This is a genomic window from Kitasatospora sp. NRRL B-11411, from assembly GCF_000721345.1.
Taxonomy (GTDB): Bacteria; Actinomycetota; Actinomycetes; order Streptomycetales; family Streptomycetaceae; genus Kitasatospora; species Kitasatospora cineracea.
Genome location: NZ_JOGH01000173.1, coordinates 1 through 9,687 on the forward strand (window position 1 = coordinate 1; position 9,687 = coordinate 9,687).

Sequence of the window (9,687 nt, forward strand, 5' to 3'; positions counted from 1 at the left end):
GCCGTTCGGTGGGGGCGGCTTCTGTGGGTGGGGCGGGTCAGGAGTAGACGGGGCCGGTGAACTTCTCGCCGGGGCCGGAGCCGGGGGCGTCGGGGACGAGGGAGGCTTCGCGGAAGGCGAGCTGGAGGGAGCGGAGGCCGTCGCGGAGGGGGGCGGCGTGGAAGTTGGAGATCTCGGGGGCTCCGGCGGTGACCAGGCCGGCCAGGGCGGTGATGAGCTTGCGGGCCTCGTCGAGGTCCTTGTCGGCCTCGCCGCCCTCGGCGAGGCCGCACTTGACGGCGGCGGCGCTCATCAAGTGGACGGCGACGGTGGTGATCACCTCGACGGCGGGGACCTCGGCGATGTCGCGGGTCAGGTCGTCGAAGCCGAGGGCCTGGTCGGACTCGGACTCGTGCGCGTGGTCGGGCTGGCTGGTCAAGGTGTCACTCCGGGGGTGCTGGTGCGAAAGCGCAGTACGGAAGGAGCGTACAAGGCGGGTGGGAGGGGGCTGGAATACCGGTCGGGCCCGGAACGCTGGTATGATTCGAGACTGACCGGCCAGGCGACTCTTCGGGGTGCCCGGCCAGCAAGTGGAGGCTCCACTCCAGGAGGCCCGAGAGGGCAGCCGCGACAGTCTCCCACCTGATCGGCCGAAGGGCCGACGGGTCCGGTCCGTGGCGAGCGCCGCAAGGATTGTTCGCTGCCAGTGGTGTCCGCCAGGACATCCCGGAACGTGTGGAGCCCCGCCTGTACCGTGCGGGGCTTTTTTCGTGCGTTCGGTGCTCCTGCCAGGCGGCAGGGCGGCAGCGGAGCATGAATGAAGCCCCGCCCAGTGGTCGAGAACCACTACGTGCGACCGCCGCCCGACGGCCGCATCGGAAAAGGTGCAACCGAGGAGGCCCCATCAGCACCGAGCCCCGCATCAACGACCGGATTCGCGTCCCCGAGGTGCGACTCGTCGGTCCCAGCGGCGAGCAGGTCGGCATCGTCCCGCTCGCGAAGGCGCTGGAGCTTGCCCAGGAGTACGACCTGGACCTGGTCGAGGTCGCCGCCACGGCGCGCCCGCCGGTGTGCAAGCTCATGGACTACGGCAAGTTCAAGTACGAGTCGGCCATGAAGGCCCGTGAGGCGCGCAAGAACCAGGCGCACACGGTCATCAAGGAGATGAAGCTCCGGCCGAAGATCGACCCGCACGACTACGACACCAAGAAGGGTCACGTCGTCCGGTTCCTCAAGCAGGGCGACAAGGTCAAGATCACGATCATGTTCCGCGGTCGTGAGCAGTCCCGCCCCGAGCTGGGCTTCCGACTGCTGCAGCGGCTCGCGGACGACGTCCAGGACCTGGGCTTCGTGGAGTCCGCTCCGAAGCAGGACGGCCGAAACATGATCATGGTTCTCGGCCCGCACAAGAAGAAGACCGAGGCCATGGCCGAGGCCCGCGCCGCCGCTGACGCCCGCAAGGCGGAGCGGCTGGGTCGCGGACCGGCCGCGGACCAGGCGGACGACGTCGAGGACGAGGTGGCGGAGGTCGAGGAGACCGAGGCCGCCGACACCGCGGACGACGCTGCCGAGGCCGCCGAGGTCGAGCAGCCCGCCGAGGCTGCCCAGGACGCCTGAGCCTTCGGGCTCGGGTGGCCGGGGAGCCGAGGCACCCGGTTCCGGGGCGTCCCGCCCTGGAGACGAGATCCATCCAGTTCCGGCCCGCACCGCACGGTGCGGGCCGGAACGGACCGACGAGGAGATACGGCGACATGCCGAAGCAGAAGACGCACAGCGGCGCCAGCAAGCGCTTCAAGATCACTGGCTCCGGGAAGGTGCTGCGCGAGCGTGCCGGCCGTCGCCACCTGCTCGAGCACAAGCCCTCGACGCTGACCCGCAAGCTGGCCGGCAACGCCGAGATGGCCCCGGGCGACGCGAAGAAGATCAAGAAGCTTCTCGGCAAGTGATCGCCCGCCCGCGGCAGCGCCGCGGGCACCCGCTGATCCTTACCGACCGAATCGAATAACGGACCGCCGGCACGATCCGAGGTCCGGAACCAAGGAGTAATGAAGTGGCACGCGTCAAGCGGGCAGTGAACGCCCACAAGAAGCGCCGGGTCATCCTCGAGCGGGCCTCCGGCTACCGCGGTCAGCGTTCGCGCCTGTACCGCAAGGCCAAGGAGCAGGTCACCCACTCGCTCGTCTACAACTTCAACGACCGCAAGAAGCGCAAGGGCGACTTCCGCCAGCTCTGGATCCAGCGCATCAACGCCGCTGCCCGTGCCAACGGCATCACCTACAACCGCTTCGTCCAGGGCCTCAAGGCCGCGGGCGTCGAGATCGACCGCAAGATGCTGGCCGACCTCGCGGTGAACGACACCGTGGCGTTCCACGCCCTGGTCGAGGTCGCCCAGAAGGCGCTCCCGGCGGACGTCAACGCCCCCAAGGTCGCCGCCTGATCCAGGCGCTCGCCCTGAAAGCGTTCCCCGGACCCGCAGGCCGCCCGGCCTGCGGGTCCGTTGCGTACCGCGCCCCCGCCCGCCCGTGACGAAGATCGTGAGCATGAGCACCGAGACCCCCCTGCTGACCTCCCTGCGCTCCCCGCGCGTCGTCGCCGCCCGCCGCCTCGCCAAGCGCAGCCAGCGCGGCAAGGAGCGGCGCTTCCTGGCCGAGGGCCCGCAGGCGGTGCGGGAGGCGGTGGCGTTCGGGCGGCTGCCGGACGGCGAGCACGCCGTGGTGGAGGTGTACGTGACGCCGGAGGCCGCCGGGCGGCACGCCGAGATCGTGGCCGCCGCGCGGGAGGCCGGGCTGCCGGTGCTGAGCGCCACCGAGGAGGTCGTCGCGGACATCTGCGACACCGTCACCCCGCAGGGCATCGTCGCGCTGTGCCGGTTCATCGACACCCCGTTCGAGCAGGTGCTGGCGGCCCGGCCCCGGCTGGTCGCGGTGCTCGCGCACGTGCGCGACCCCGGGAACGCGGGCACCGTGCTGCGGACCGCGGACGCGGCCGGGGCGGACGCGGTGGTGCTGACCGACGCCTCGGTGGACCCGTACAACCCGAAGGCGGTGCGGGCGTCCGTCGGGAGCCTGTTCCACCTGCCGGTGGCGACCGGGGTGCCGGTCGAGGAGGCGGTGGCGCGGCTGCGGGCGGCCGGGGTGCGGGTGCTGGCCGCGGACGGCGCGGGGGAGCGCGACCTCGACCAGGAGCTGGACGAGGGCACCCTGGAGGGCCCGTGCGCCTGGGTGTTCGGCAACGAGGCGTGGGGCCTGCCGGAGGAGACCCGCGCGCTGGCGGACGAGGTGGTGCGGGTGCCCATTCACGGGCACGCGGAGAGCCTGAACCTCGCCACGGCGGCCGCCGTGTGCCTGTACGCCTCCGCGCGCGCCCAGCGCTCCCACAGCGGGTGTCGCGCCGAGGGCCCGGCGCGCTAGGGTCGGTTCCTGGGCCTGCGAGGGGGCGGGCGGGGAGGACACCCATGGGCGGCGTCAACTGGGCACCGGTCGAACCTGACGACCTGCCGGACGGGCTGGTGGTCGCGGACGGGCAGGGCCGGGTGGTGGTCTTCAACCGGGCCGCGGAACGGATCACCGGCCGCTCCGCGCGGCACGCGATCGGCGTCGAGCTGGAACGGGCGCTGCCGCTGGAGGACCTGGACGGGCGCCGCTGGTGGCGGCTCACCGATCCGTACGGCGGGCTCGCGGTGCGCACCGGGCAGCCCGAGCGGAACCTGCTGCTGGACGGGCGCGAGGTGCTGGTGTGCGCCAGGTACGTGCGCGAGGTGCCGCGCGGGCCGGTGCGGCAGGTGGTGGTGACGCTGCGCGGCACCGAGGCGCGGCGGCGCACCGAGCGCTCGCACGCCGAGCTGATCGCCACCGTCGCGCACGAGCTGCGCTCCCCGCTGACCAGCGTCAAGGGCTTCACGGCGACGCTGCTGGCCAAGTGGGAGCGGTTCAACGACGGCCAGAAGCGGGTGATGCTGGAGACCGTCGACGCGGACGCCGACCGGGTGGTGCGGCTGATCGCCGAACTGCTGGACATCTCCCGGATCGACGCCGGCCGGCTGGAGATCCGCAAGCAGCGGATCGACCTGGCCGCGGCCGTGCACCGGCACGTGGCCGGGAAGGTGGCCGCCGGGATCCCCGCCGAGCGCTTCGACATCCGGGTGGCCGGGCCGCCCGCCGAGCAGTGGGGCGACCCGGACAAGCTCGACCAGGTGCTGGCCAACCTGCTGGAGAACGCGGTCCGGCACGGCGAGGGCACCGTGACCATCGAGGTCGGGGCGGCGCGGGAGCTGGTGGAGACGCCCGGGACGCCGCCGCGGGCGGTGGAGGGCACCGCGGTGACCGTCAGCGACCAGGGCGCGGGCATCCCGGAGGAGGCGATGCCGCGGGTGTTCACCCGGTTCTGGCGCGGCTCCAGGCGCGGCGGCACCGGCCTGGGCCTGTACATCGTGAAGGGCATCGTGGAGGCGCACGGCGGGGTGGTCCGGATCAGCCGGGCCGACGGCGGCGGCGCCCGGTTCCGGTTCGTGCTGCCCGCGGGCGTCCCCGACTTCATGCTCTGAGCCGCCCGGCGGCGCGGTCCGTCGCGGTGGGGGGTCGCGGCCTGCGACTACACTCGACCCTTGGCGTTCTTGGACGCCCGGCGACGCAGCAGACCTGATCACGAGCAGGAGCACGGGAAAGATAGAGATGTCGGCACCCAATAAGTCGTACGACCCGGTCGAGGTCGAGGCCCTCAAGCCCGAAGTGGTCGAGCAGGCCCGGGACGAGGCGATCGCCGCCTTCGCCGCCGCCGCCGACCTCGACGAGCTCAAGCAGGCGAAGGTCGCGCACACCGGCGACCGCTCCCCGCTGTCGCTCGCCAACCGCGAGATCGGCGCCCTGCCCCCGCAGGCCAAGGCCGCCGCGGGCAAGCTGATCGGCCAGGCCCGCGGCGCCGTCAACCAGGCCCTGGCCAAGCGCCAGGTCGAGCTGGAGGCGGAGCGCGACGCCCGGGTGCTGGTCGAGGAGGCGGTGGACGTCACCCTGCCGTACGGCCGCGTGCCGCGCGGCGCCCGGCACCCGCTGACCACGCTCGCCGAGCGGATCGAGGACACCTTCGTCGCCATGGGCTACCAGGTGGCGTCCGGCCCCGAGGTCGAGGCGGAGTGGCTGAACTTCGACGCCCTCAACCTGCACGCCGACCACCCGGCCCGCTCGATGCAGGACACCTTCTTCGTCGAGGCGCCCGACGGCACCGCCGACTCCGGCATGGTGCTGCGCACCCAGACCTCCCCGGTGCAGATCCGCGCGATGCTGGCCGGCGAGCCGCCGCTGTACGCGGTCAGCCCCGGCCGGGTCTACCGCACCGACGAGCTGGACGCCACGCACACCCCGGTGTTCCGCCAGGTCGAGGCGATCGCGGTGGACGAGGGCCTGACCTTCGGCCACCTCAAGGGCACCATCGAGGTGCTGGTGGAGAAGCTGATCGGCGGCGGCCTCGAACTGCGCTGGCGCCCCTCGTACTTCCCGTTCACCGAGCCTAGCGCCGAGATCGACCTGCAGTGCTTCGTGTGCCGCGGCGCCTCGGTGGGCAACCCCGACCGCCCGTGCCGTACCTGCTCCTCCGAGGGCTGGATCGAGCTGGGCGGCTGCGGCGTGGTCAACCCGCGGGTGCTGGTCGCCGCGGGCATCGACCCGAACCGCTACAGCGGATTCGCGTTCGGCCTGGGCCTGGAGCGGATCCTGATGAACCGTCACAACGTCGCCGACATGCGCGACATGGTCGAGGGTGACGTCCGCTTCACCCTCCCGTTCGGGATGGAGATCTGATGCGCGTCCCGCTTTCCTGGCTGCGCGAGTACGTCGACCTGCCGGCGGGCGAGACCGGCCGCGACGTCGCGGCCCGGCTGGTCCGCGCGGGGCTCGAGGTGGAGACCGTCGAGCAGCTCGGGGCCGACATCAAGGGCCCGCTGGTGGTCGGCGAGGTGCTCTCCATCGACGAGCTGACCGGCTTCAAGAAGCCGATCCGCCACTGCTTCGTCAACGTCGGCGGCGCCAACGGCACCGGCGAGCCGCAGGAGATCGTCTGCGGCGCCACCAACTTCCAGGTCGGCGACAAGGTCGTGGTGATCCTGCCCGGCGGCGTGCTGCCCGGGCCGTTCCCGATCTCCGCCCGGCAGACCTACGGCCACACCTCGGCCGGCATGATCTGCTCCGCCCGCGAGCTCGGCATGGGCGACGACCACAACGGCATCATCGTGCTGCCGCCCGAGTACGAGGCCGGCACCGACGCCCTCGAACTGCTGCAGCTGGTCGACGAGGTGCTCGACATCGCGGTCACCCCCGACCGCGGCTACTGCCTGTCCATGCGCGGCGTGGCCCGCGAGGCCGCCGCCGCGTACGGCCTGCCGCTGGCCGACCCGGCGCTGCTGGACGTGCCGCCGGCCAACGCGTACGGCTACCCGGTGAAGGTCGCCGACCCGGTGGGCTGCGACCGGTTCGTGGCGCGCACCGTCACCGGCGTCGACCCGGGCGCGAAGTCGCCGATCTGGCTGCAGCGCCGCCTGCAGAAGGCCGGGATCCGCCCGATCTCGCTGGCCGTCGACATCACCAACTACGTGATGCTGGAGGTCGGCCAGCCGCTGCACGCCTACGACCGGGGCCGGGTGGACGGGCCGATCCAGGTCCGCCGGGCGGCCGAGGGCGAGACGCTGACCACGCTGGACGGCGTCAAGCGCAAGCTGTCCGCCGAGGACCTGCTGATCTGCGACAACTCCGGCCCGATCGGCCTGGCCGGCGTGATGGGCGGCGCCACCACCGAGATCCTCGACCCGGTCGTCGACGCCGAGACCGGCGCCGTCACCGGCACCACCGAGATCATCGTCGAGGCCGCGCACTTCGAGCCGGTCGCCATCGCCCGCGCCGCCAAGCGCCACAAGCTGCCCTCCGAGGCGTCCAAGCGCTTCGAGCGCGGCGTCGACCCCGAGGCCGCCCGGGCCGCCGCGCAGCGCGCCGTCGACCTGCTGGTGCTGATCGCCGGCGGCACCGCCGAGGCCGGGGTCACCGACATCGCGGCCCCGCACCCGGTGCGCACCATCCCGATCGACGCCGACCTGCCCGACCGGGTGGCCGGCGCCGAGTACGGCCGCGAGACCGTCACCCGCCGCCTGCAGGAGGTCGGCTGCTCGGTCGTCGGGACGGACGTCCTGGAGGTCACCCCGCCGTCCTGGCGGCCCGACCTGACCGACCCGTACGACCTCGCCGAGGAGGTCATCCGGCTGGAGGGCTACGACAACGTCCCGGCCCGGATGCCGGTCACCCCGCCCGGGCGCGGCCTGTCCGAGGCGCAGCGCTTCCACCGGCGGGTCGGCGTGGCGCTGGCCGGCGCGGGCTACGTGGAGATCAACGCGTACCCGTTCGTCGGCGACGCCTCCTTCGACGGCCTCGGGCTGGACGCGGACGACGCGCGCCGGCGCACCGTCAAGCTGGTCAACCCGCTGAACGACGCCGAGCCGGCGCTGCGCACCACGCTGCTGCCGGGCCTGCTGGGCGCGCTGCGGCGCAACGTCGGGCGCGGCAACACCGACCTGGCGATCTTCGAGACCGGCACGGTGTTCCTGCCCAAGGCCGAGCCGAAGGTCGCGCCGCGGCTGCCGGTGGACCGCCGCCCGAGCGAGGAGCAGCTCGCCGAGCTGGACGCCGCCCTGCCCGACCAGCCGCGCCGGGTCGCCGTCGCGCTGACCGGCGAGCGGCTGCCGTCCGGCTGGTGGGGCAAGGGCGCGCCGTCCGGCTGGGCGGACGCGGTCGAGGCGGCCCGGGTGGTCGCGGCCGCCGCGGGCGTGGAGCTGACGGTGCGCCAGGCGCAGTACGCGCCGTGGCACCCGGGGCGCTGCGCCGAGCTGCTGGTCGGCGAGGAGGTCGTCGGCCACGCCGGCGAGCTGCACCCGCGCGTCGTCAAGGCGCTGCACCTGCCGGAGCGCACCAGCGCGATGGAGCTCGACCTGGACCTGCTGTTCGAGGACGGCCGCCGGGTCTCCGGCCCGCCGGTCTCCGCCTACCCGGTGGCGACCCAGGACGTGGCGCTGATCGTGGACGCGGCCGTGCACGCCGCGGACGTGGAGGCGGCGCTGCGCGAGGGCGCGGGCGAACTGCTGGAGTCGCTGCGGCTGTTCGACGTGTTCACCGGCGAGCAGGCGGGCGCGGGCAAGAAGTCGCTGGCGTACACGCTGCGCTTCCGGGCCACCGACCGGACGCTGACGGCCGACGAGGCGTCGGCGGCCCGCGAGTCGGCGGTCGCGGTGGCCGGTGAGCGCACCGGCGCGGTGCTGCGCGGGGCCTGACGGCGCGTTGCACGGCGGAGCCCCGTCGCGCCCCCGGGTGGGGGAGCGGCGGGGCTCCGGCGTGTCCGGGGCTGCCTCTGGGGTGCTCGGGGGTGTTCGGAGCTGCTCGGGGGGCGTTCGGGGCTGTTCGGGACTGGTGAGAACCCGGGCGGGGGCGGGGCGTCGAGTGGTAGATTTTCCCCCGTAGGCCTTCGAACGCGCCCCCGCGGCAGCGTCGGAGGCTTTTTTCATGACTGGTCATGGATATCTGGCGCTGCTGCGGCAGCGGGAGTTCGCGGGGCTGTACGCAGGTTTCACGCTGCTGGCGGGGGCCGGGACGCTGTCCGGGTTCGCGCTGGGCACGCTGGTGCGGGCGCGCACCGGGTCACCGTTCCTGACGGCGGTGAGCATGTACGGGTCGTCGTTCACGGCGGTGCTGGGCGCGTTGACGCTGATGTCGCTGGCGGACGGGGCGCGGCCGCGCCGGACGCTGGTGGCGCTGCACCTGCTGGCGCTGGCGGCGGTGTCGGCGCAGGCGGTGCCGGGGCTGCCGCTGGCGGCGCGGTTCGCGCTGCTGCTGGGGGTGGGGTTCTTCCAGTCGCTGGGGACGGGGACGCGGATGGGTCTGCTGGCGGAGATCGTGCCGCCGGACGGGTACGCGCCGGCCAGGTCGCTGATGAACGTCACGGCGGGCGGGGCGTCGGTGCTCGGGTTCGCGCTGGGCGGGGCGCTGCTGGCGGTGCTGACGCCGTACCAACTGCTGGGCGCGGCAGCCGGGTTGACGGCGCTGGCGGCGCTGGTGGTGGCGGCGACGGTGCGGGAGCGGTCGGTGCGGCCGCCGCGCCGGCCCGGGCTGCGGGAGACCTGGCGGGGCAACGTCGAGCTGCTGGGCCGGCCGGGGCGGCGGGCGCTGCTGCTGAACCTGTGGGTGCCCAACGGGCTGGTGGTGGGCTGCGAGGCGCTGTTCCTGCTGTACGCGCCGGCGGCGGCCGGGACGCTGCTGGCGGCGAGCGCGGCCGGGATGCTGGTGGGCGACCTGGTGGTGGGCCGGCTGCTGGACGCGGCCCGGCGGGCCCGGCTGGCGTACGGGCTGCGGCTGCTGCTGGCGGGGCCGTTCCTGCTGCTGGCGGCCCGGCCGCCGGTGTGGGCGGCGGCGCTGGCGGTGGGGGTGGCGGGCGTCGGGTTCGCGGCGACGCTGCCGTTGCAGGAGCGGCTGCTGGCGTTGACGCCGCAGGCCGCCCGGGGGCAGGTGCAGGGCGTGGAGTCGGCGGGCCGGATCGCCTGGCAGGGCGTGGGCGCGGCGCTGGCGGGCGCCCTGGCGCAGCTGGTGGAGGTGCGCTGGGCGATCGGGGCGCTGGCGGCGGTGTCGCTGCTGGTGACGGTGGTCTCGCGGCCGGCGGTGGTGCGGGAGGGGGCGGCGGCGGTGC

The 9,687-nt window shown here is 73.9% G+C and carries 9 protein-coding genes; 8 read left to right on the forward strand and 1 reads right to left on the reverse strand.

Features of this window, described 5'->3' with window-relative positions:
• Nucleotides 1–37 precede the first annotated feature (37 nt).
• The gene (locus IH44_RS0137095; protein WP_030464248.1) at nt 38–418 is read right to left on the reverse strand and encodes a DUF1844 domain-containing protein; all 381 of its coding nucleotides are present in this window, start codon (nt 416–418) and stop codon (nt 38–40) included.
• A gap of 464 nt (nt 419–882) precedes the next feature.
• On the opposite strand from IH44_RS0137095, the gene infC reads away from it, so the two are divergent.
• The 8 genes from infC to IH44_RS0137135 form a co-directional block, all read left to right on the forward strand.
• Nucleotides 883–1,596 carry a translation initiation factor IF-3 gene (gene infC / locus IH44_RS0137100; protein WP_051818103.1) on the forward strand — a complete coding sequence of 238 codons (714 nt, stop codon included), beginning with the start codon at nt 883–885 and terminating at the stop codon, nt 1,594–1,596.
• Between the two features lie 134 nt (nt 1,597–1,730).
• Nucleotides 1,731–1,925, forward strand: coding sequence for a 50S ribosomal protein L35 (gene rpmI / locus IH44_RS0137105; RefSeq protein WP_030268653.1), 195 nt, complete (start codon nt 1,731–1,733; stop codon nt 1,923–1,925).
• Nucleotides 1,926–2,029: 104 nt separating this feature from the next.
• Nucleotides 2,030–2,416, forward strand: a complete 387-nt coding sequence (gene rplT, locus IH44_RS0137110; protein WP_030464250.1) for a 50S ribosomal protein L20 — start codon at nt 2,030–2,032, stop codon at nt 2,414–2,416.
• A gap of 103 nt (nt 2,417–2,519) precedes the next feature.
• The gene (locus tag IH44_RS0137115) at nt 2,520–3,389 is read left to right on the forward strand and encodes an RNA methyltransferase (protein WP_030464251.1); all 870 of its coding nucleotides are present in this window, start codon (nt 2,520–2,522) and stop codon (nt 3,387–3,389) included.
• Nucleotides 3,390–3,433: 44 nt separating this feature from the next.
• A complete protein-coding gene (locus IH44_RS0137120) occupies nt 3,434–4,522 on the forward strand; it encodes an ATP-binding protein (protein WP_030464252.1) in 1,089 nt (362 codons plus the stop codon).
• A 127-nt stretch (nt 4,523–4,649) separates the two neighbouring features.
• On the forward strand, nt 4,650–5,771 hold the full coding sequence (gene pheS, locus IH44_RS0137125; RefSeq protein ID WP_030464253.1) for a phenylalanine--tRNA ligase subunit alpha: 1,122 nt from the start codon (nt 4,650–4,652) through the stop codon (nt 5,769–5,771).
• Nucleotides 5,771–8,281 (forward strand): phenylalanine--tRNA ligase subunit beta, encoded by a 2,511-nt coding sequence (pheT, locus tag IH44_RS0137130; protein WP_030464254.1) that lies wholly within the window; start codon nt 5,771–5,773, stop codon nt 8,279–8,281. The genes pheS and pheT overlap by 1 nt, the downstream gene beginning before the upstream one ends.
• A 229-nt stretch (nt 8,282–8,510) precedes the next feature.
• Nucleotides 8,511–9,687: MFS transporter (locus tag IH44_RS0137135; protein ID WP_030464255.1), on the forward strand; the 1,177-nt coding region annotated here is incomplete at its 3' end.